The 21,488-nt window shown below is 52.5% G+C and carries 18 protein-coding genes and 6 pseudogenes; 20 read left to right on the top strand and 4 right to left on the bottom strand.

Annotated elements, in window-relative coordinates:
- The first annotated feature begins 12 nt into the window (after window positions 1-12).
- The 3 genes from ACMWKK_RS11120 (at window position 13) to ACMWKK_RS11110 (ending at window position 6,039) form a co-directional block, all read left to right on the top strand.
- On the top strand, window positions 13-2,400 hold the full coding sequence (locus tag ACMWKK_RS11120) for a replication endonuclease (RefSeq protein ID WP_112781816.1): 2,388 nt from the start codon (window positions 13-15) through the stop codon (window positions 2,398-2,400).
- A 659-nt stretch (window positions 2,401-3,059) separates the two neighbouring features.
- The gene (locus tag ACMWKK_RS11115) at window positions 3,060-5,030 is read left to right on the top strand and encodes a DUF3696 domain-containing protein (protein ID WP_284948511.1); all 1,971 of its coding nucleotides are present in this window, start codon (window positions 3,060-3,062) and stop codon (window positions 5,028-5,030) included.
- A complete protein-coding gene (locus ACMWKK_RS11110; RefSeq protein ID WP_284948512.1) occupies window positions 5,014-6,039 on the top strand; it encodes a hypothetical protein in 1,026 nt (341 codons plus the stop codon). Before ACMWKK_RS11115 ends, ACMWKK_RS11110 begins: the two co-directional genes overlap by 17 nt.
- 12 nt (window positions 6,040-6,051) lie before the next feature.
- Here the strand turns inward: ACMWKK_RS11110 and ACMWKK_RS11105 are convergent.
- Window positions 6,052-6,657 (bottom strand): annotated as a pseudogene (locus ACMWKK_RS11105) (phage portal protein); the annotation flags it as partial.
- On the opposite strand from ACMWKK_RS11105, the pseudogene ACMWKK_RS11100 reads away from it, so the two are divergent.
- From ACMWKK_RS11100 to ACMWKK_RS11080, 5 genes and pseudogenes are all read left to right on the top strand, one after another.
- Window positions 6,655-6,969 (top strand): annotated as a pseudogene (locus tag ACMWKK_RS11100) (glycoside hydrolase family protein); the annotation flags it as partial. The pseudogenes ACMWKK_RS11105 and ACMWKK_RS11100 sit on opposite strands and share 3 nt — an antisense overlap.
- A pseudogene (lysB, locus tag ACMWKK_RS11095) lies at window positions 6,966-7,394 on the top strand (Rz-like lysis system protein LysB). The pseudogenes ACMWKK_RS11100 and lysB, both read left to right, overlap by 4 nt.
- Window positions 7,279-7,527, top strand: a pseudogene (gene lysC, locus ACMWKK_RS11090) (Rz1-like lysis system protein LysC). Before lysB ends, lysC begins: the two co-directional pseudogenes overlap by 116 nt.
- Window positions 7,490-7,921, top strand: coding sequence for a phage tail protein (locus ACMWKK_RS11085; RefSeq protein WP_112781266.1), 432 nt, complete (start codon window positions 7,490-7,492; stop codon window positions 7,919-7,921). Before lysC ends, ACMWKK_RS11085 begins: the two are co-directional and overlap by 38 nt.
- The gene (locus ACMWKK_RS11080) at window positions 7,914-8,366 is read left to right on the top strand and encodes a phage virion morphogenesis protein (RefSeq protein ID WP_112781265.1); all 453 of its coding nucleotides are present in this window, start codon (window positions 7,914-7,916) and stop codon (window positions 8,364-8,366) included. The genes ACMWKK_RS11085 and ACMWKK_RS11080 overlap by 8 nt, the downstream gene beginning before the upstream one ends.
- On the opposite strand, the gene ACMWKK_RS11075 is transcribed toward ACMWKK_RS11080, so the two are convergent.
- Window positions 8,363-9,184: a TIR domain-containing protein gene (locus ACMWKK_RS11075; protein WP_112781264.1), complete on the bottom strand. Its 822-nt coding sequence runs from the start codon at window positions 9,182-9,184 to the stop codon at window positions 8,363-8,365. The genes ACMWKK_RS11080 and ACMWKK_RS11075 overlap by 4 nt on opposite strands.
- A 208-nt stretch (window positions 9,185-9,392) precedes the next feature.
- Between ACMWKK_RS11075 and ACMWKK_RS11070 the strand changes: the two are divergent.
- A pseudogene (locus ACMWKK_RS11070) lies at window positions 9,393-9,533 on the top strand (phage late control D family protein); the annotation flags it as partial.
- 67 nt (window positions 9,534-9,600) lie between these two features.
- Window positions 9,601-9,747 (top strand): annotated as a pseudogene (locus ACMWKK_RS11065) (ogr/Delta-like zinc finger family protein); the annotation flags it as partial.
- Between the two features lie 357 nt (window positions 9,748-10,104).
- On the opposite strand, the gene ACMWKK_RS11060 reads toward ACMWKK_RS11065, so the two are convergent.
- Complete coding sequence (locus ACMWKK_RS11060) at window positions 10,105-11,790, bottom strand: aspartate:alanine antiporter (protein WP_014169303.1); 1,686 nt, start codon at window positions 11,788-11,790, stop codon at window positions 10,105-10,107.
- Window positions 11,791-12,063: 273 nt separating this feature from the next.
- On the opposite strand from ACMWKK_RS11060, the gene ACMWKK_RS11055 reads away from it, so the two are divergent.
- Window positions 12,064-12,438, top strand: coding sequence for an inner membrane protein YbjM (locus ACMWKK_RS11055; protein WP_032649308.1), 375 nt, complete (start codon window positions 12,064-12,066; stop codon window positions 12,436-12,438).
- 35 nt (window positions 12,439-12,473) lie between these two features.
- Here the strand turns inward: ACMWKK_RS11055 and ACMWKK_RS11050 are convergent, their stop codons facing one another.
- On the bottom strand, window positions 12,474-12,743 hold the full coding sequence (locus ACMWKK_RS11050) for a GrxA family glutaredoxin (protein ID WP_014883149.1): 270 nt from the start codon (window positions 12,741-12,743) through the stop codon (window positions 12,474-12,476).
- Between the two features lie 184 nt (window positions 12,744-12,927).
- Between ACMWKK_RS11050 and nfsA the strand changes: the two genes are divergently transcribed.
- The 9 genes from nfsA to rlmC all read left to right on the top strand — a co-directional run bounded on the left by nfsA (window position 12,928) and on the right by rlmC (window position 21,373).
- Window positions 12,928-13,650, top strand: coding sequence for a nitroreductase NfsA (gene nfsA / locus ACMWKK_RS11045; protein ID WP_045327365.1), 723 nt, complete (start codon window positions 12,928-12,930; stop codon window positions 13,648-13,650).
- A gap of 69 nt (window positions 13,651-13,719) precedes the next feature.
- A complete protein-coding gene (rimK, locus tag ACMWKK_RS11040; RefSeq protein WP_406542794.1) occupies window positions 13,720-14,622 on the top strand; it encodes a 30S ribosomal protein S6--L-glutamate ligase in 903 nt (300 codons plus the stop codon).
- Between the two features lie 63 nt (window positions 14,623-14,685).
- On the top strand, window positions 14,686-15,162 hold the full coding sequence (locus tag ACMWKK_RS11035) for a YbjN domain-containing protein (RefSeq protein ID WP_032639153.1): 477 nt from the start codon (window positions 14,686-14,688) through the stop codon (window positions 15,160-15,162).
- 351 nt (window positions 15,163-15,513) lie between these two features.
- A complete protein-coding gene (gene potF / locus ACMWKK_RS11030) occupies window positions 15,514-16,626 on the top strand; it encodes a spermidine/putrescine ABC transporter substrate-binding protein PotF (RefSeq protein WP_048994233.1) in 1,113 nt (370 codons plus the stop codon).
- A 98-nt stretch (window positions 16,627-16,724) separates the two neighbouring features.
- Window positions 16,725-17,858 carry a putrescine ABC transporter ATP-binding subunit PotG gene (potG, locus tag ACMWKK_RS11025; RefSeq protein ID WP_045327359.1) on the top strand — a complete coding sequence of 378 codons (1,134 nt, stop codon included), beginning with the start codon at window positions 16,725-16,727 and terminating at the stop codon, window positions 17,856-17,858.
- A gap of 9 nt (window positions 17,859-17,867) precedes the next feature.
- The gene (potH, locus tag ACMWKK_RS11020; protein ID WP_112781261.1) at window positions 17,868-18,821 is read left to right on the top strand and encodes a putrescine ABC transporter permease PotH; all 954 of its coding nucleotides are present in this window, start codon (window positions 17,868-17,870) and stop codon (window positions 18,819-18,821) included.
- Window positions 18,818-19,663: a putrescine ABC transporter permease PotI gene (gene potI / locus ACMWKK_RS11015; RefSeq protein ID WP_008503447.1), complete on the top strand. Its 846-nt coding sequence runs from the start codon at window positions 18,818-18,820 to the stop codon at window positions 19,661-19,663. The genes potH and potI overlap by 4 nt, the downstream gene beginning before the upstream one ends.
- A 65-nt stretch (window positions 19,664-19,728) precedes the next feature.
- Window positions 19,729-20,202 carry a YbjO family protein gene (locus ACMWKK_RS11010; RefSeq protein WP_112781260.1) on the top strand — a complete coding sequence of 158 codons (474 nt, stop codon included), beginning with the start codon at window positions 19,729-19,731 and terminating at the stop codon, window positions 20,200-20,202.
- A gap of 40 nt (window positions 20,203-20,242) precedes the next feature.
- Window positions 20,243-21,373 carry a 23S rRNA (uracil(747)-C(5))-methyltransferase RlmC gene (gene rlmC, locus ACMWKK_RS11005; RefSeq protein WP_112781259.1) on the top strand — a complete coding sequence of 377 codons (1,131 nt, stop codon included), beginning with the start codon at window positions 20,243-20,245 and terminating at the stop codon, window positions 21,371-21,373.
- The last annotated feature ends 115 nt before the right edge of the window (window positions 21,374-21,488 follow it).

Genomic DNA, 21,488 nt, shown 5'->3' with positions numbered 1-21,488 from the left:
AGTCTGTCAGTGATGCCTGAATTAACAAACGACAAAAGCGGCCCGGCTGAGGCCGCCGGGGCTTTTCCATGGAACGCCCCGAAAAAAGCAGTCAACCCCTATCTGGACCCGGCGGAAGTTGCGCCGGTGTCTGCGCTTTCAAACCTGATCACTCTTTACGCTGCGGACAACGAGCAGGAGCAACTGTGCCGCGAGGTCATGAGTGATGAGGTCTGGGAACGCTATTTCTTCAATGAGTCCCGTGACCCTGTTCAGTGTGAACTGGAGCAGAACCGGCTTATTAGCCGCGCCAAAATGGCAAGAGATCAGCAGCGCTTTAATCCCGATTTGGTCATTCTGGCCAACGTCAGCGCCGAACCTGCCCACATCAGCAAACCACTTCTCGAAAGGATTAAGTTCTTGCAGGGGTTGGGAAGGGCAAAGGCATATTCCCGCTATCTGCGCGAGACCATCAGGCCGTGTCTTGAGCGGCTGCATCGCGTGCGTGAAAGTCAGGTGTCTGCCTCGTTCCGGTTTATGGCGAGCCACGAAGGGCTGGAGGGGCTACTGGTTCTCCCTGAAATGAATCAGGAACAGGTCAAGCGACTGTCTACGCTGGTTTCGGCACATATGAGTATGTGTCTCGATGCGGCCTGCAGCGATCTGTTTGTGACTGATGACGTCACACCGGAACAAATCCGCCAGTCATGGGAAAAGGTGGCGGCTGAGGCTATGCGGCTTGATGTGATCCCGCCTGCTTTCGAACAGCTGCGCCGCAAGAAACGCCGTCGCAAGCCTGTGCCTTATGACCTTATTCCGGGTTCACTGGCTCGTATGCTGTGTGCAGATTGGTGGTATCGCAAGCTGTGGCAGATGCGCTGCGAGTGGCGGGAGGAACAGCTGCGCGCCGTTTGCCTGGTCAACAAGAAAGCCTCCCCGTATGTCAGCTATGAAGCTGTGATCCATAAGCGCGAACAGCGCCGCAGGTCACTGGAGTTTTTCAAATCGCATGAGCTGATTAACGCTGACGGCGATACGCTGGATATGGAAGACGTGGTAAATGCCAGTAATAACAATCCGGCACACCGTCGCAACGAAATGATGGCCTGTGTTAAAGGGCTGGAGCTGATCGCAGAAATGCGTGGCGACTGCGCCGTGTTCTATACCATCACTTGCCCGTCACGCTTTCACGCAACTCTCAACAATGGCAGACCGAATCCGAAGTGGACCAGCGAAACGGTCCGGCAGAGCAGTGACTACCTGGTTGATACCTTCGCCGCATTCCGCAAAGCCATGCACAAAACCGGGCTGCGCTGGTACGGCGTGCGCGTTGCCGAGCCGCATCACGACGGCACCGTGCACTGGCATCTGCTGTGCTTCATGCGAAAAAAAGACCGCCGCTCCATAACCGCGCTGCTGCGTAAATTCGCCATCCGTGAAGACCGCGAGGAGTTGGGGAACAATACCGGGCCGCGCTTTAAGTCTGAGTTGATCAACCCGCGCAAAGGCACACCAACCAGCTACATCGCCAAATACATCAGCAAGAACATCGACGGGCGTGGCCTGGTGAAAGAGATCAGCAAAAAAACCGGCAAATCGCTGCGAGACAGCGCCGAGCACGTCACCGCCTGGGCATCACTTCATCGCGTCCAGCAGTTCCGCTTCTTTGGTATTCCGGGCCGCCAGGCTTACCGTGAGCTGCGCCTGCTGGCCGGGCAGGCCGCGAGAGCGCAGAGCGACAAAAAAGCATGTGCACCGGTGCTGGAAAATGCGCGACTGGATGTCGTGCTGGCGGCTGCAGATGCTGGGTGCTTTGCCACCTACATTATGAAGCAGGGCGGCGTGCTGATTCCCCGTAAACATCATCTTGTCAGAACGGCATACGAGCTTAACGACGAGCCAAGCGCCTACGGCGATCACGGTATTCGCATTTATGGCATCTGGTCCCCGATTGTTGAGGGCCGGATCTGCACCCACGCGATGAAGTGGAAAATGGTTCGTAAGGCCGTTGACGTTCAGGAGGCGACAGCCGACCAGGGCGCTCGCGCCCCTTGGACTCGGACTCGTGGCAATAACTGTCCCCCTGTTGAAAAAACGTACCAGACAGGGAGCGAACTACCGGGCAGCGAAGAACCTGCAGCGCTGCCGGACTACGAAAACATGAGTAAAAAGGAACTGTGCGAGCTGACGGCAAGGCTGCGGCTGGTCAAACCGAAACGCAGAAAAGGCTACAAACAGGAAATTACGGATCACCAGCGCCTGCAGCTCGATGCGGAGCTGAGGTCCAGAGGCTTTGACGCCAGTGAAACGGAAGTGGATCTGCTTCTGCGTGGCGGCAGCCTGCCATCTGGAGCCGGGCTGCGCCTGTTCTACCGGAACAAGCGCCTACAGGAGGATGACAAATGGCGTCAATGGTACTGACAGCTCAGAGAAATGACATATCTATTAATCAAAGAGTTAGCTGAGAAAAAAACTATTTCAGCTTTAAAATCGTATTGTGTACTTTATATATAAACAGTGATATTGAGAGGGAGTTGTGAACGATTTGTTCATGGAGTCACTTGCACTGCAGCGGATAGAACTTATGGCCCGGCTGGTTGCCAGCTCAGATTGTAGCGATGACGACAAGGAGGTTGCGATTTCATGGCTGTCGGAGCTAACAAGCGATCTGGTTACCAGGCTGAATGAATATGGAGTAGGGCAGGATGAGAGTACGCATTAGTGATTCCGCACCATGGGAAACTCCCTCACATATGGCATCCTGCGGTTTGAGAACGCGGTGCATGTCTATGGTGCATGGATTCGCATGATCCAAAAAGGATCGCAACGGGTCGGGGCCGCCAGAACTGGCGCGCTTTCCGGCCTGTCATGCACCTGCATGAAAACCATTACACAAAGCGGGCGGCGTGGCGGGGATACGAGCGCGCGGATAGCCATTAAGATTTGTCATTTCTAACTTTCTTATGTAATGTTAATAAAAGCATCTTAATATTGATGATACTGGCAGCTGTACTTAATAGTAGGAAAGTTTTTGCATTAATATGAAAGTTAATTAATCCTGCGAAAGGAAATAAAAACGGATGATAAGAAATATATATATAAATAATTTTAAAACACTAAATATGACATCATATATCGAACTTAAAGAATGTTCATTTTTGTGTGGTGCCAATAGTAGTGGTAAAAGTTCACTAATACAAACACTTCTAATGTTAGCTCAAACTTTTTCGAGTAGATATCAAGATGATAGTATAATTTTAAATGGATCTTTAGCAAGACTGGGATCATTTACAGATATCAAAAAGCACAACTCTACAGAGGAAGCTATTACTATTGGTTTTACTTTTGACGTGGATGAGGCGTATTATCTTCGTGATAATACAATAAATTCAATTAGCTGTGAGTTTGTTATTGGTAGAAGAGATCGCTCTGTAGCAAAAATTGACGAAGATTATCATCCTATAATAATATCTTCGAAATATTTTATTAGTAGAGATGAAAATAACAAACAACAGGATTATATACACTTCCAATGTCCTAGTGATTATTATTATTCTAAAGAAGTAATATATGACGTAGTGTCATTCAACACCTCAGAATATAATGATTTGAAGAAAAGGTTTCCAAGCCTAAAGGTTTTAAGTATTGCTAAATCTGGTGATTTAATTCCTTCTTTAATAAATATTGAATATGATAAAACGAAAAAAGAAAGCTATGAAATAATTAATTTTTTAACTAGGAAGAATAGCACACATAGAGGTGGGTATTTTTTAGATGATGAGAATTTTGGTGAGGATATTCTTATTCCTAAAGAATTCTCCGCAAGAGTTTTGGAGTTGATAAAGGAAGAGCGTAATAAATTATTGGATGAGTTTGACTTGCCAAACGATCTTCTTGACATCGTGAAACATAATCAAATTGCTAAAGATGATTATTTCCCATATAGCTATGACAAAAATGAATTATCACAGAGTGCTAAGGAGTTATTGAACGAAATTAAAGGTAATTTCATTGAAATAAACTATTCTTTACAATCAAGTGACGTTCCGGTAATTTTTGTTAATGAAACAGTTAGTATAATAGAATGGAAGTCTTGGTTAAATTTTTTGGATGAGAAGAAAAAGAAAAATTTAATCGTATTGTTAGAAAAACACAGGGATAGTCTACAAGCAATATGGTATAATAATATTGATATTAAAATGACAAGAGACGTATATAGCTCGCACCTTTTACAAGATGTAGAAAATGCTATGGCGTACTGTTTCTCGCGAAGCCTAAAGTACCTTGGACCACTACGACATGAACCGCAGGCTGTATATTCATCGAGCCCTTATGATGCAAACACTGTAGGTTTAAAAGGTGAATTTACCGCCTCTCTTCTTCATCGAAATCGCGCAAATTTTATATATTACAGTTCCCCTTCCATAATTAATGGTAAAATAAACGTTAGAGAGAAGTATGATACTCTAAACAACGCTTGCAAAGAGTGGTTGTCATTTTTAGGTGTTGTTGAGGAAGTAAGAACTACTGATAAAGGTAAATTAGGCTATGAGTTATACGTTAAAACTTCTAGCGGCGAAAAATGGCAAGATCTCACTCACGTAGGTGTTGGTGTCAGTCAAGTACTTCCTATAGTATTGATGTTCTTGAATTCAGATCCTTCAGATGTGTTAATTTTTGAACAGCCGGAATTGCATTTACATCCTAAAGTTCAATCTAAACTATGTGACCTTTTTCTTATAATGGCAAATACTGGTCGTCAGTGTATTATTGAAACTCACAGTGAGTATATGATCAATAGATTGAGGCTTAGAGTAGCACAAGATTCAGAGAATAATTGCCTCGAAAAATCAGCACTATATTTTATAAATAAAGTCAATGGAATATCAGAATTCCAAAATGTAAATATTAACAAGTATGGTGCAATTCCTGAATGGCCTGACGATTTCTTTGATCAAACAGATAAGGAAGTTGAAAAGATTTTGATGGAGGCAAGCATAAAGAAAAATAAAGAAAAAGCTAAGAGGTTTACCAATGACAGCGGTTATTAAATTTGAATATTTAATATCACCATTAATATGCACTGGTGGGCAGGTAGATGAACATGTCAATGGTATGAGATTATTAAAAGAATTAGTTAGTAGCTCTGACATCGACGTCAAATGCGAGGACTCCATACTCAGCAATATGCAAGAAGCTGGTTATTACCCTTGCGCCAAAATATTGAGTAGGGCATTTCCTGGTGGCGAAGATTGCGTTCATAGCGCACAAGATGTATCGAAAATAATAAATAATATAATTAGCAATTTCGAAGAGTACAGTCCTGAAGTTACTTCTCATGATATCGAATGGAACTCTTTTACGGTTGTGCCACCTATAGAAACAATATCAGATGAAAGAAAAAATAATGTTGAGATTTTCTTGAGGAATATTCTTTCCAGAAAATTTATTTTAAGCGAAGAATTTTCTTTCTTTTATTCTCAAAGAAACAAGCCAATTCTTCAGTCCCAAAAATTTGCATTGAGCGGTACAATTAGCGATATATACCCTGCTGGTAGTATGGTAATGCCTATTGAATTAAGTAATGAAATAACTGCTCACGGTAATCTTAATGATTTTATTAATAATATCGATGGTTACTCTCTATACAAAGTGGCTAGTGATATATCCTCTCTTAAATGCGCTCTCTTTTTTGGTTGCGTAAATTTCTTGAATAATAATTTTGCAAGTGAAAAATTCGAATGGGATGATTTCAAAATAGGATCGGATTTTTTGGATTCGCTGCTAAGACACCAGGGTGCATTTGAACAAGAGTTTTCTTCAGTAGTTTATGAAACTATAGTGCAAGTTTTATGTCGCCATCCTAAAAATGAAGTAAACCCGTTTAGGGTTTCTTCTAAGTCTACTGAACAACGGACCCATGGTGATTTAAGAGCCTTTCGCACCCATATCACTTCTAGGCATCAAGCATTGAGGCTAATGTTTTGGGTTGATTCCAATCAAATAATTACATTAGCCAATATTGGTCCGAAATTTGAAGAATCTATATCTTTGCCATGAGATAAGCCCCTCTCAAAATAGAGGGGCTTTATTGAACTTAATAATATCTGAGCCAACCCATTCATTGATCTCAACAAATCTGCATTGAAGGCATTTTATTTCATTGTTGAAAAATACTTTTGCCGCCTTCTCTACATCTCCAAACCCACCAACATTGCTTGGCATGATCCCCATCATTTGCGGTGGCACTCGATGAACTGCCATCATGTCATCACGGCTTACATTTTTGATATTAAGAAATTCATCTTTAGCCGCAACCTCTGACAGCGGAATGATTTGTATCCCGTCCTTTTTGCCGTTCGGCGAGTACATAAACAGATTGCGGAAGTTGCCTGGCCCTTTGGCGCTTTTCATCGCCTGGCGGATGTTGTTCACATCCTCCTGATGCTCTGCGGCGTCGGTCATTTACATGATGAACCCCGCATGGCTGCCGTTCATGTAATACTTGCGACGGAACAGGGTTGCGGGCTCGTTCAGTAGGGCGGACGGGATGGCGGACAGGTACTCCGGCAGACCGTAAATCTCCTGGTTTAAATCCAGCTCCATCAGGTGAAAAATGCTGCCATTTGTGAACTCGTACGGCTGTGTGGTTATGCCGTGCTGCACAAACCAGTAGGTAAAACCATCACCGAACGGCAGGCGGCGCAGGGGCTGATCAGCAATGTGCTGATTGTCGAAAGGGCGCTGGAGAAGTGCGTGTTGTCATCCGTGCCGCAAAAGGTCTATGACGCGGTGGTGTCGTTTGCCTTCAACGTCGGCACCGGCAATGCCTGCAGCTCCTCGCTGGTAAAACTGCTGAATCAAAAGTGCTGGGTGGATGCCTGCCGCTAGCTGCCGCGATGGGTGTACGTCAAAGGCGTGTTTAATCAGGGACTGGATAACCGCCGCGCGCGGGAAATGCCCTGGTGCCTTAAAGGGGCTGGGGTATGACGCACATACTGGCGATAGCGTTGGCGCTGGTCATCACAGTGTTGGGCTGGCAGTCATGGCGACTGAACAACGCCTGGCACACCATCGAAACCCAGGGCGAGGCACTGGAGACCAAAACGCAGTCACTGACTGAGAAAAACAGCCAGCTGATCGGCCTGTCCATTCTGACTGAAACCAACGGCCGGGCGCAGATGCGGCTTTATGCGGTAGCGTAGCAGGACTCCGCGCTGCTGCGCAACCGCCAGCACCGGATCGAGGAACTGAAACGTGAGAACGAACATTTACGTCGCTGGGCTGACACTCCTTTGCCTGCTGACATTATCCAGCTGCGAGAACGTCCGGCCCTCAACGGAGGTGCAGCTTACCGTGAATGGCTGTCCCAGAGTGACGCCCTGCAGCCTCAACCCTTCTGCGCCGCGCACTAACGGCGACCTGAACGCGATGCTCGATGAAACCGAGGCCGCCTAGGCGGTCTGTGCTGACAAAGTTGACACGATAGTGGCGTGTCAGGAGCGCAACAGTGAACAAGCCGCAGTCCTTACGCAGCGCCCTGAATAAGGCGGTGCCTTATGTGCGCGAAAACCCGGACAAGCTGTATCTGTTCGTGGATAACGGTTCTCTGGTTGCAACCGGTGCGCAGTCCATGCCGTGGGAATATCGTTACACCCTGAACGTGGTGATTGAGGATTTCAGCGGCGACCAGAATCTGCTCATGGCCCCGGTGCTGCTGTGGCTGAAAGATAATCAGACGGATGCCATCAACAACCCGGACCTGCGCGAAAAGCTGTTTACCTTTGAGGTGGATATTCTGCACAATGACGTGTGTGATATCAGTCTGAACCTGCAGCTGACCGAGTGCGTACTGGTCAGGACTGACAGCGCTATCTCGACAATTGAGGCGGAGTCGGAACCTGATGAGCCAGAACAAATGTGGACGGTGAGACGTGGATAATCTGCATAAGGTGGATGAGTGGCTGGCGGCCCTGCTGGCGAATCTGGCACCTGCTGCCCGTCAGCGCATGATGCGGGAAATGGCGCAGGAGCTACGCCGAAACCAGCAACAGAACATCCGACTGCAGCGCAACCCTGACGGCAGCGGATACGAGCCACGAAAGGTCACAGCCCGGACTAAAAAGGGGTGCATTAAGCGGCAGATGTTCTCGAAACTGCGCACCGCGAAATACCTGAAAACGGCAGCCAGCGCGGATTCAGCCAGCGTGCAGTTTGCTGGGAGGGTGCAGCGGATTGCGCGGGTGCATCATTACGGCTTAAGGGAGCGAATGAGAGGAGGCGGACATGTAGTTGCTTATGGCCGCCGAGAGTTACTTGGTTTCGATAGAGATATTCGAGCAAACTTGCTTGATTTTATTGTAAAAAATCTTGCTAAAGATGATTAGAATGCTTTGTTCAAATCTATATCATAGCCAGCAGATTTTAATTCTTTGGCTACTGTTAGCTGCCATGCGCTATCGCTAATGTACACAACACCGCTAATATCCCCAGGTAACTCTACATTTCCATCGACAATTGGCATAACTCGTTCCCGGCTAAGTAGACCGATAAGGAGACCATGTTCAAAAACAACGTTCTGCCTAGCCCTAGGGTTAAGGGTGCCTTTCTCGGCTTCAGTTGAGCTGTTACCCAAGTCATCCTCGGTGTAAAGCACTAATGCGAAACCCACATCAGTATAATGCTCGAGTTTCTCTATTATCGTTTTGCCCTTACTCGCTTGCTCATGAAGGATTACTGGATCCAATCCTAGTTTAGAGACAAATCGAGCAGTTCTTTCCTTAACTGCCTCGCCATGTCCATGGACAATAAAAACACGATTGTTTTGCGGGGTTGATGATGGAGTTTCTTCGCTAATATTGTCTTCTTTAGTCTCTGGCGGTACATATTCACCGCCTTCAAGATCCATGATTAAAGAGTCAATGTAAGCTGCATATTTCCCACCATCGTTATTCAAAAACCAAGTCCCTGCATCTTCCCACCGACTGATTGCTGAGAAAGAATAGCTAATCATTTTCTGATCGAAACGTGCTGATTCAGCAGGCAATGAATTATCAAGTATCTCTCTTGTTTTTCGCTTCAATGCATCGAATCTGTTACGGCCAAATTCTGTTCCTCTAGTTGAATATGCTATGACGACCTCTTCTAAGAGACGCCGCTTTAGTTGCACTAACTGATCAACAATTTCGTTCTCGGGTTGTGTCATTTTTTTTCATCCGCGCAAAGCTGTGTGTAGATAATCATAAAGAGTAATTGTATCAGCCGCCATACAAAAGCTCTCGTTATCAAATGGTTGAATATTTCACCATTATGTCTGAATGAACGCACAACTCACAGAAATCATGCGCCTTATCACCAACCTGATCCGCACCTGAACTGTAACGGAAGTGGATCGGCAGAACTGGCTGTGCCGGGTGAAGGTGAGCGGCTTTAAGCAGCCCATTGATGATGCGGAGTGGACCATTACCACCCTGACGCATACCGTCAGTCCGGATAATGGGTTTACGACCGGCCTAGATCTCGAAGTGAAAATAGACGAGTTCGATATTGAATGATGGGTTCCAAAATGAGAACAATGATGCATCATTATTGCGAACTGGTTAATAATGAGGGCTAAACGAAATGATGAATTGTCCAATGTGCGGTCAGGCCGCGCATACCCGCAGTAGCTTTCAGGTTTCCAGTGAGACCAAAGAACGATACAACCAGTGCACCAATATTCAGTGCGGTCATACGTTCGTGACGCATGAAACTTTTGTGCGGTCCGTGTGACGGTCGCAAAAAATCAGCGCCGCACCGCCACATCCGAAAGGAATGCAGGAACAATTAGCTTACTGATATTGACCCGCCGCTGGCGGGTTTTTTATTGATTGCTGTCGCCATAGCAAAAGCGCTGTTGCCACTTTGTCGCCATGCATGGGAAAGGGTGGTTATAAGTAATTGAATTAATGGGTGTAAAGTTTCAGGCAACAAAAAACCCATCAACCTTGAACCAAAACGGCGGGGTTGATGGGCTCCACAAATTGGGGACATCAAAGAAAAGCAGTGGCACTAGTTATGACTGCCCCCTGCAAAAAAAGTTCTGCGCGTAACTAAAATATTTTCCACTACGCGCAAACTTAGGAGTTATCCGAGCCCCGGCCAGATGATGATGATTAGCGTACCCGCCAGCGTTAGCAGCACGTTGGCGATAGCGTACGTGCCCGCATACCCGAGAGCCGGGATGTTGCTGCGCGCGGTATCGCTGATGATTTCCATCGCGGGGGCACAGGTACGCGCCCCCATCATCGCCCCGAAGAGCAGGGCGCGGTTCATGCGCAGCACGTAGGCGCCGAACAGGAAGCAGATCACCACCGGCACCAGGCTGACGATAAGTCCGGAAACCAGCATCTGCCAGCCGACGGCACCGAGGCTGTGGCCAATCCCGCTGCCCGCGCTCAAGCCCACGCCCGCCATAAAGACCATCAGGCCGAACTCTTTCACCATATTGAGCGCGCCCTGCGGAATGTAGCCGAAGGTCGGGTGGTTCGCTCGCAGGAAGCCCAGCATGATCCCGGCGAACAGCAGCCCGGCGGCGTTACCGATGCCGAAGCTAAAGTTGCTGAACTGGAAGGTGATCATCCCGATCATCAGGCCAACGATAAAGAAGGCGCAGAAGGCCAGCAGGTCGGTGACCTGGCTGTGAATGGAGATAAAGCCGATGCGGTCGGCCACGGTTTTCACGCGGCGGGCGTCGCCGCTGACCTGCAGCACGTCGCCTTTGTTGAGCACCACGTTGTCGTCGATAGGCATCTCAATCTGGCTGCGGATCACGCGGTTGAGGAAGCAGCCGTGGTCGGTCAGCTTCAGCTGCGCCAGGCGGCGGCCCACGGCGTTATGGTTTTTCACCACGATCTCTTCGGTGACGATGCGCATGTCGAGCAGGTCGCGGTCGAACACCTCTTTGCCGTTACGGAAGCTCGGGTCGAGACGGGCGTGGGCGTCCGGGTATCCCACCAGCGCGATGTCGTCGCCCATCTGCAGCACCGCGTCACCGTCCGGGTTCGCCAGAATGCCGTTACGGCGGATACGTTCGATGTAGCAGCCCGTCTGGCGGTAAATACCCAGCTCGCGCAGGTTTTTGCCGTCCGCCCAGGCCACCAGCTCTGGCCCGACGCGATAGGCGCGGATCACCGGGAGATAGACTTTACGTTTGGAGTCGGTATCGAGACCGCGCTCGCGGGCGATCTGCTGGGCGCTGGTCTGCAGATCCTGGTGCTGCAGTTTTGGCAGGTAGCGCGCCCCAACGATCAGGCTCACCAGACCAATCAGATAGGTCAGGGCATAGCCCAGGCTCAGGTGGTCGAGCGCGGTAGAAAGCTGCGCGCCGGCCATGCCGGAATGGCGCAGGGTATCACCGGCACCCACGAGTACCGGCGTGGAGGTCATGGAGCCTGCCAGCATACCGGCCGTTAACCCGATATCCCAGCCAAACAGTTTACCCAGCCCCAACGCGATCAGCAGCGCGCTGCCGACCATCACCAGCGCCAGCATCAGATAATTTTTGCCGTCGCGGAAGAAAATTGAAAAAAAGTTAGGTCCCGCTTCCACGCCAACGCAAAAAATAAACAGCATAAAGCCTAAGTTGAGCGCGTCCGTGTTAATGCTGAAGTGCTGCTGGCCTAATAATAGTGAGACGACTAAAACGCCAATGGAATTACCGAGTTGAACCGACCCCAGGCGCAATTTACCCAGGCAAAGACCCAGCGCCAGTACCACAAATAATAACAGGATGTAATTCCCATTTAACAAGTCTGCGACGTTTATATTCACGGAGGCTAACTTCTTGTTTACGAGTAAGTTGTTGAATGAAAGAACTTTTTGGGCTACTGTTTTCTGGGTCAGGGAAAGGCGTTAACGCTCCCTGTTTCCTGCTTTATTCCCTAAAACATTAGCTGGAGTGTAGTTTAATCGCATTAGCTACTGACAGCCACCTATTATCGCATCACCCTGTGCGTACTTTGGCAAGGATTGCCGCACTGCTTTATCTGACTGGGCGTCTACCCGACGAAAGTGTATTTGATAGAGATAAGTCAGGAGGATAGTTTGAACATTAAACGAAACTGGGCGGGGGTGATCAGCTGCTTTTTGCTGTTCACGGTCGTCTGCATGTCGCTCGCTTTTAATGTGAAAGGCGCATTCAGGGCGTCGGGTCACCCGGAGCTGGGGCTGCTCTTTTTTACGCTGCCGGGGGCTGCAGCCAGTTTTCTCTCCCGTAAAGGGGAGGTGGTGAAGCCGCTGCTGGGCGCTATGCTGGCCGCGCCGCTGTGTCTGCTGCTGATGCGCCTGCTGTATATATCAACGCGGAGTTTCTGGCAGGAACTGGCGTGGTTGATGAGCGCCGTATTCTGGTGCGCCCTGGGCGCGCTCTGCTACCTGTTTGTGCGCAGCCTGCTTCAACACCGACGGCACCACAAATAAAAACGCCCTCATGGTGAGGGCGTCCTTTCATTTCATTACTGCTCGGCAAACAGGCCCAGATGCTCTTTGGCGTAGGCTTCAAAGTCGGTGCAGCCGCCGATGTGTTTCTGATCGAGGAAGATCTGCGGGACGGTTTCAACCGGCTTGCCGACGGTTTTTTCCAGATCGGCTTTGGTGATGCCTTCCGCGTGGATATCCACGTAGCGGAAGTTGAAGTCATCGCGCTCTGCGGTCAGTTTCTCAGCCAGCTCTTTCGCGCGCACACAGTAAGGGCACCCTGGACGACCAAAAATTACTGCAAACATTTCTCTCTCCTCAAAAAACAAGCCTGACGGCGAATAGGGCATATAGTGCCCCATAACCTGCCGCCATTAAAGAAGGTTTCGCCTGTCGCTTTGATACAGTGAGGCTATGTTTCGCCAATTACATCACGCAAATCATTGCCTATACTGGCAGGCATAAGGTTTACGCAAGATAAAGAGAGATAAGATGACACCCACGATTGACCTGCTCCTGTCCCACCGTTCCATCCGCCACTTCACCGATGAGCCGATTACCGAGGCGCAGCGTACCGCCATCATTAACAGCGCGAGGGCGACCTCCAGCTCCAGCTTCCTGCAGTGCAGCTCGATAATCCGCATTACCGACCCGGCGATGCGCGAACAGCTGGTCACCCTGACCGGCGGACAGAAGCATGTGGCTCAGGCCGCCGAGTTCTGGGTGTTCTGCGCCGACTTTAACCGCCACCTGCAGATCTGCCCTGAAGCGCAGCTGGGGCTGGCCGAACAGCTGCTGCTGGGCGTCGTGGATACCGCGCTGATGGCGCAAAACGCCTTCACGGCTGCGGAGTCGCTGGGGTTAGGCGGCGTCTACATCGGCGGGCTGCGTAATAACATCGAAAGCGTGACCGAGCTGCTGAAGCTGCCGAAACACGTGCTGCCGCTGTTCGGCCTGTGCCTCGGCTGGCCGGCGGATAATCCGGATCTTAAGCCGCGCATTCCTGCCGCCATGCTGGTGCACGAGAATCACTACCAGCCGGTCGATCGGGACGTCCTCCATCAATACGACGAAGAGCTGGCGAACTACTATCTGACGCGCGACAGCAATAACCGTCGCGACACCTGGAGCGACCATATTCGCCGCACCATCATTAAGGAAAACCGTCCGTTTATTCTCGATTATCTGCACAAACAGGGCTGGGCGACGCGATAGTCCATTTATCCTGCGCCAGCCTGCGTATATGATACGCAGGCTTTTTCCATGTCTTCAGAGAGGTGCAGGGTGAAAATTGCCATATTGTCCCGGGATGGAACGCTCTATTCATGTAAACGCCTGCGAGAAGCGGCAGCCAAACGCGGGCATCAGGTTGAGATCCTCGACCCGATGTCCTGCTATATGAACATCGACCCGGCCGCCTCGTCGATTCACTACAAAGGCCGCAAGCTGCCCCACTTTGATGCGGTGATCCCGCGTATCGGCTCGCAGATAACCTATTACGGCACCGCCGCGCTGCGCCAGTTCGAGATGCTGGGCAGCTATCCGCTCAACGAATCCGTCGCCATTGCCCGCGCCCGAGACAAGCTGCGCTCGCTGCAGCTGCTCTCCCGTCAGGGGATCGATCTCCCGGTCACCGGAATAGCCCATTCCCCTGACGATACCAGCGATCTCATCGACATGGTGGGCGGCGCGCCTCTGGTGATCAAGCTGGTGGAAGGCACGCAGGGCATCGGCGTGGTGCTGGCGGAGACGCGTCAGGCGGCTGAAAGCGTGGTTGACGCCTTCCGCGGGCTGAATGCGCACATTCTGGTGCAGGAGTATATTGAAGAGGCGAAAGGGCGCGATATTCGCTGCTTCGTGGTCGGTAACGACGTGGTGGCGGCCATCGAGCGCCAGGCGAAAGAGGGCGACTTCCGCTCTAACCTTCACCGCGGCGGCGTTGCCAGAATCGCGGATATCAGCGAGCGCGAGCGCGAGATAGCCGTAAAAGCGGCGCAGACCCTCGGGCTGGATGTGGCGGGTGTAGACCTTCTGCGGGCGACGCGCGGGCCGCTGGTCATGGAGGTTAACGCCTCCCCGGGGCTGGAAGGCGTGGAAAAAACCACCGGCGTCGATATTGCGGGTAAAATGATCGCATGGATCGAGCGTCATGCAACGCCGGGCTACTGTCTGAAAACGGGCGGTTAAATGGCATTGAACGCACTTTTTGCGTAATCTAGACGAAGTTTTAATTTAAGAGGCTGCACAGCGATGGATTTACAGGTCGTACCTACACTGGATACGTTACGTCAATGGCTTGATGATGCCGGAATTACGTTTTTTGAATGCGATTCCTGCCAGGCGCTGCATCTGCCTCATATGCAGAATTTCGACGGCATTTTCGATGCCAAAATCGATCTGATTAACGACGTGATCCTTTTCTCCGCGCTGGCCGAAGTGAAGCCGTCCGCGCTGCTGGCGCTGGCCTCCGACCTGTCGGCCATCAACGCCAGTTCTTTGACGGTGAAGGCATTTCTCGACATACAGGATGATAATCTGCCAAAACTGGTCGTTTGCCAGTCTTTATTCTCCGGCGCCGGGCTGTCGTTCAAGCAGTTCGCCTGGTTTATGCGCTTGAGCGAAGAGCAAATTTCCATGGTGATGATGGAAGCCAATGCACACCATCTGCTGTATAGCGCGGAAGAGGATGCAGAGAATAATGATGCATCTCCCAATTTTCTCCACTAAGGCTGTCTGACTTTTGCGCAGTCGCTGCCATGGCGACTGCAGAAGGCCATCTTTTCTGCTGCTTTTAACCTTTCTTTAAAGAATTTTTCACCTCCCTGAAGGCCTTTTCGGCTTATCACGTAGACATAACCTGCATAAAAAATTGATAAAAGGCGTTTTTTCGTCTGGGCTATAGCCGGAGACACGGGCTACAGTTATTCTTGCGATGCTTCAAAAAGCGAGCGGATCCTGCCGGGTAAAGAGGTTTCTTTTTATTTTGAGCAGAGCGACAAACTATGCATGATTTTTGCATACATCCAGATTGCACAGTTTTAGTTCGTTTGTTAACGAGCTTTCAGAAGGAATAACACTATGATCGCCTTGAATAAAAAATGGTTATCGGGTCTGGTTGCGGGTGCTCTGATGGCCGTCTCTGCCGGCACGCTCGCTGCGGAACAAAAAACGCTGCACGTTTATAACTGGTCTGACTATATTGCGCCGGACACGGTGGCTAACTTTGAGAAAGAGACCGGCATTAAAGTGGTCTACGACGTGTTCGATTCCAACGAAGTGCTGGAAGGAAAGCTGATGGCGGGCAGCACCGGGTTTGACCTGGTCGTGCCTTCTGCAAGCTTCCTGGAGCGTCAGCTGACGGCGGGCGTCTTCCAGCCGCTGGACAAAAGCAAGTTACCTAACTGGAAAAACCTCGATCCCGACGTGCTGAAGCTGGTGGCAAAGCATGACCCGGACAACAAATACGCGATGCCTTACCTGTGGGCGACTACCGGTATCGGCTATAACGTGGACAAGGTCAAAGCGGTGCTGGGCCCGGACGTCAAGCTGGACAGCTGGGACGTGGTGCTGAAGCCGGAAAACCTTGAGAAGCTGAAAAGCTGCGGCGTCTCCTTCCTCGATGCGCCGGAAGAGATTTTCGCCACCGTGCTGAACTACCTCGGCAAAGATCCGAACAGCAGCAAGGCGGATGACTACACCGGCCCGGCGACCGATCTCCTGCTGAAGCTGCGTCCAAACATTCGTTACTTCCACTCGTCTCAGTACATCAATGACCTGGCGAACGGCGATATCTGCGTCGCGATCGGCTGGGCAGGGGACGTGTGGCAGGCGGCGAACCGCGCGAAAGAGGCGAAAAACGGCGTAAACGTTTCTTACTTCATCCCGAAAGAGGGGGCGCTGGCCTTCTTTGACGTCTTCGCGATGCCGGCTGACGCCAAAAACAAAGACGAAGCCTATCAGTTCCTCAACTACCTGATGCGTCCGGAAGTGATCGCCCACATCAGCGACCACGTCTATTACGCCAACGGTAACAAGGCCTCCGTGCCGCTGGTCAGCGAAGCGATCCGCAATAATCCGGCTATCTATCCGCCAGCTGACGTGTTCGCCAAGCTCTTCACCCTGAAGGTTCAGGATCCAAAAATTGACCGCGTGCGTACCCGCGCGTGGACCAAGGTGAAAAGCGGTAAGTAGCCCTTTGTCACAGGCCGGGCAAGCGAAGCGCCCCCGGCAACAGGCGCACCGTTCTGGTGCGCCTGCACCATGATTTGATCTCTACCGGAGAACACCCCGTGAATGACGCGATCCCCCGCCCGCAGGCGAAAGTCCGTAAAGCGCTGACCCCGCTTCTTGAAATTCGTAACCTCACCAAATCTTTCGATGGCCAGCATGCCGTGGACGACGTCAGCCTGACTATCTATAAAGGCGAAATATTCGCGCTACTGGGCGCATCGGGCTGCGGCAAATCGACCCTGCTGCGCATGCTGGCCGGTTTTGAACAGCCCACCGCCGGGCAGATCGTACTCGATGGCGTGGATCTCTCCAGCGTGCCGCCGTATCAGCGGCCGATCAACATGATGTTCCAGTCCTACGCGCTGTTCCCGCACATGACGGTGGAGCAGAACATCGCCTTTGGCCTGAAGCAGGACAAGCTGCCGAAGGCCGAAATTACCGCGCGCGTGGCCGAGATGCTAAGCCTGGTGCACATGCAGGAGTTCGCGAAGCGTAAGCCGCACCAGCTCTCCGGCGGCCAGCGCCAGCGCGTGGCCCTGGCCCGCAGCCTGGCAAAACGTCCGAAGCTGCTGCTGCTCGACGAGCCGATGGGCGCGCTGGACAAAAAGCTGCGCGACCGTATGCAGCTTGAAGTGGTGGATATCCTTGAGCGCGTGGGCGTGACCTGCGTGATGGTGACCCACGACCAGGAAGAGGCGATGACCATGGCCGGACGTATCGCGATCATGAACCGCGGGAAGTTCGTGCAGATTGGCGAGCCGGAAGAGATTTATGAGCATCCGACCACCCGCTACAGCGCGGAGTTCATCGGCTCGGTTAACGTCTTCGAAGGGCTGCTGAAAGATCGTCAGGAAGATGGCCTGGTCATCGAATCGCCGGGGCTGCAGCATCCGCTTAAGGTCGATCCTGATAGCTCCGTGGTGGATAACGTGCCGGTCTACGTCGCGCTGCGCCCGGAGAAGATCATGCTCTGTGAAGATCCGCCTGCCGATGGCTATAACTTTGCCGTGGGCGAAGTGGTGCACATTGCCTATCTGGGCGATCTGTCCATCTATCACGTGCGCCTGAAAAGCGGACAGATGCTCAGCGCCCAGCTGCAGAACGAACATCGCTATCGCAAGGGGCAGCCGACATGGGGCGACGAAGTTCGCCTCTGCTGGGATGCTGACAGCTGCGTCGTACTGACGGTATAAGGAACGATCATGAGCACACTTGAACCTCCAGCCCGGGCAGAAAAGCCGGGCGGCTTTGCCCAGTGGCTGACGCGCATGCAGATGAAGCACGGCCGCAAGCTGGTGATCGCCATGCCTTACGTGTGGCTGATCCTGCTGTTCCTGCTGCCGTTCCTGATTGTTTTCAAGATCAGCCTGGCGGAGATGGCGCGGGCGATCCCGCCCTACACCAACCTGCTGGACTGGGCCGACGGGCAGCTGACGCTGACCTTAAACCTGGGCAACTTCCTGCAGCTCACCGACGACCCGCTCTACTTCGAAGCCTATCTGCAGTCGCTGCAGGTGGCGGCGATCTCGACGCTATGCTGTCTGGTGATGGGCTACCCGCTGGCGTGGGCCGTGGCGCACAGCAAGCCGTCGACGCGTAACATCCTCCTGCTGCTGGTGATCCTGCCGTCGTGGACCTCGTTCCTGATCCGCGTTTACGCGTGGATGGGGATCCTGAAAAACAACGGCGTGCTGAACAACGTCCTGATGTGGTTAGGCGTTATCGATCAGCCGCTGACGATCCTGCACACCAACCTCGCGGTCTATATCGGCATTGTGTATGCCTATCTGCCGTTTATGGTGCTGCCGATCTACACGGCGCTGACGCGGATTGACTACTCGCTGGTGGAAGCGTCGCTCGATCTCGGCGCGCGGCCGCTGAAAACCTTCTTCAGCGTCATTGTTCCGCTCACCAAAGGGGGGATTATCGCCGGGTCAATGCTGGTCTTTATCCCGGCGGTGGGGGAGTTTGTGATCCCGGAACTGCTCGGCGGCCCCGACAGCATCATGATTGGCCGCGTGCTGTGGCAGGAGTTCTTCAATAACCGCGACTGGCCGGTGGCGTCGGCGGTGGCGATTGTGATGCTTCTGCTGCTGATCGTGCCGATCATGTGGTTCCACAAGCATCAGCAGAAACAGATGGGAGACCACGGATGAACAACTTACCGGTAGTGCGCTCCCCGTGGCGAATCGCGATCCTGGTTATCGGCTTTACCTTCCTCTATGCGCCGATGCTGATGCTGGTGATCTACTCGTTCAACAGCTCCAAACTGGTGACGGTCTGGGCGGGCTGGTCGACGCGCTGGTACAGCGAGCTGTTCCACGACGATGCGATGATGAGCGCCGTGGGGCTGAGCCTGACCATTGCGGCGCTGGCGGCGACGATGGCCTCCGTGCTGGGCACGATCGCCGCGCTGGTGATGGTGCGCTTCGGGCGTTTTCGCGGCTCGAACGGCTTTGCCTTTATGATCACCGCCCCGCTGGTGATGCCGGACGTGATCACCGGCCTTGCGCTGCTGCTGCTGTTTGTGGCCCTGGCGCACGCCATCGGCTGGCCGGCGGATCGCGGCATGCTCACCATCTGGCTGGCGCACGTCACCTTCTGTACCGCCTACGTGGCGGTGGTGATCGCCTCGCGCCTGCGCGAGCTGGATCGCTCCATAGAAGAGGCGGCGATGGATCTCGGCGCGACGCCGCTGAAGGTCTTTTTCATCATCACGCTGCCGATGATTATGCCGGCGGTGATCTCCGGCTGGCTGCTGGCGTTTACGCTGTCGCTCGACGATCTGGTTATCGCCAGCTTTGTCTCCGGCCCGGGGGCGACGACGCTGCCGATGCTGGTCTTCTCCAGCGTGCGCATGGGGGTCAACCCGGAGATCAACGCCCTGGCCTCTATCATCCTCGGCGTGGTCGGAATTGTCGGATTTATCGCCTGGTATTTGATGGCGCGCGCGGAAAAACAGCGCGTGCGCGATATCCAGCGTGCAAGACGCGGCTGAAGCATTTAAAATTTCCAGTGATGTGCCGCGCATGACGCGGCACTGTTTTTCAGGGAAGTAAAACATTGGGATTATTAAAAAAATCACGTATTACGCACGCGCGTCCAAACGTCCCTGCGCTGGTTCAGGTGGCGGCGCTCGCCATTATTATGATCCGCTGCCTGGACGTGCTGATGATTGTGAACACCCTGGGCGTGCGCGGCATCGGTGAATTCATTCACCGCAGCGTGCAGACGTGGAATCTGACGCTGGTCTTCCTGAGCAGCCTGGCGCTGGTGTTTATCGAGATCTACTGCGCGTTTTCCCTGGTCAAAGGGCGCAACTGGGCGCGCTGGGTCTATCTGCTGACGCAAATTACCGCCGCCAGCTATCTGTGGGCCGCCTCGCTGGGATACGGCTACCCGGAGCTGTTCAGCATTGCCGGTGGATCCAAACGCGAGATCCTGCGCGCGCTGTTTATGCAAAAACTGCCGGATATGCTGGTTCTGTCGCTGCTTTTTATCCCCGCGTCCAGTCGGCGGTTCTTCCGCCTGCAATAATGTGTATAATCGCAGCCCTCGTTTTCCTTAAGGTTTTCATATGCAGTGCGCACTCTATGACGCCGGACGCTGCCGCTCCTGTCAGTGGATAGAACAGCCGGTCTCTCAACAACTCACCGCCAAAATGGCCGACCTGCAACAGCTGCTGGCAGCCCACGCGGTGGGCGAGTGGTGCGCACCCGTCAGCGGCCCGGAACAGGGATTCCGCAACAAAGCTAAAATGGTGGCCAGCGGCAGCGTAGAAAAACCGCTGCTGGGGATGCTGCACCGCGACGGCACGCCGGAAGACTTAACCGACTGCCCGCTCTATCCCGCCTCGTTTGAGCCCGTTTTTGCCGCACTGAAACCGTTTATCGCGCGGGCAGGGTTAACGCCCTACAGCGTCGCCCGCAGGCGCGGCGAGCTTAAGTACCTTCTGCTGACCGAAAGCCAGATTAACGGCGGCATGATGCTGCGCTTCGTGCTGCGTTCGGAAACCAAGCTCGAGCAGCTGCGCGCGGCGCTGCCGTGGCTGCAGGAACAGCTGCCGCAGCTTAAGGTTATTACCGCAAACATTCAGCCGGTGCATATGGCGATCATGGAGGGGGAGAAAGAGATCTTCTTCACCGACCAGCACGCGCTGGCGGAGAACTTTAACGGCGTGCCGCTGTGGATCCGCCCGCAGAGCTTCTTCCAGACCAACCCGACCGTCGCAAGCGCGTTATACGCCACCGCCCGCGACTGGGTTCGGGGGTTAAACATCCATCATATGTGGGATCTGTTTTGCGGCGTGGGCGGCTTTGGCCTGCACTGCGCCACGCCGGAGATGCAGCTCACCGGCATTGAGATCTCTGCCGAAGCGATTGCCTGCGCGAAGCAGTCCGCCGCCGAGCTGGGGTTAACGAATCTGCACTTCCAGGCGCTGGACTCCACGCAGTTCGCCACCGGCCAGGGCAACGTGCCGGAGCTGGTGCTGGTCAACCCGCCGCGCCGCGGCATTGGAAAGGCGCTTTGCGACTACCTGAGCCAGATGGCGCCTGATTTTATCGTCTACTCCAGCTGCAATGCGCAGACCATGGCAAAAGACATCGCCAGCCTGCCGGGCTACCGCATTGAACGCGTGCAGCTTTTCGATATGTTCCCGCATACCGCGCATTATGAAGTGCTGACGTTGTTAGTGAAAACGCGCTAATCCTTAACATCGCCCGGTGGCGCTGCGCTTACCGGGCCTACGGTCCGGAGTAGGCCGGGTAAGGCGTAGCCGCCACCCGGCATGACCCCCGCACAATGTTCAACAAAATGTGAAC

The organism is Enterobacter sp. 01-M-03-SI-ECC (assembly GCF_047530215.1).
GTDB classification, from domain to species: domain Bacteria; phylum Pseudomonadota; class Gammaproteobacteria; order Enterobacterales; family Enterobacteriaceae; genus Enterobacter; species Enterobacter chengduensis.
The sequence above is the reverse complement of the archived record's forward strand: the minus strand, read 5'-3'. Positions and strand labels throughout refer to the sequence as shown.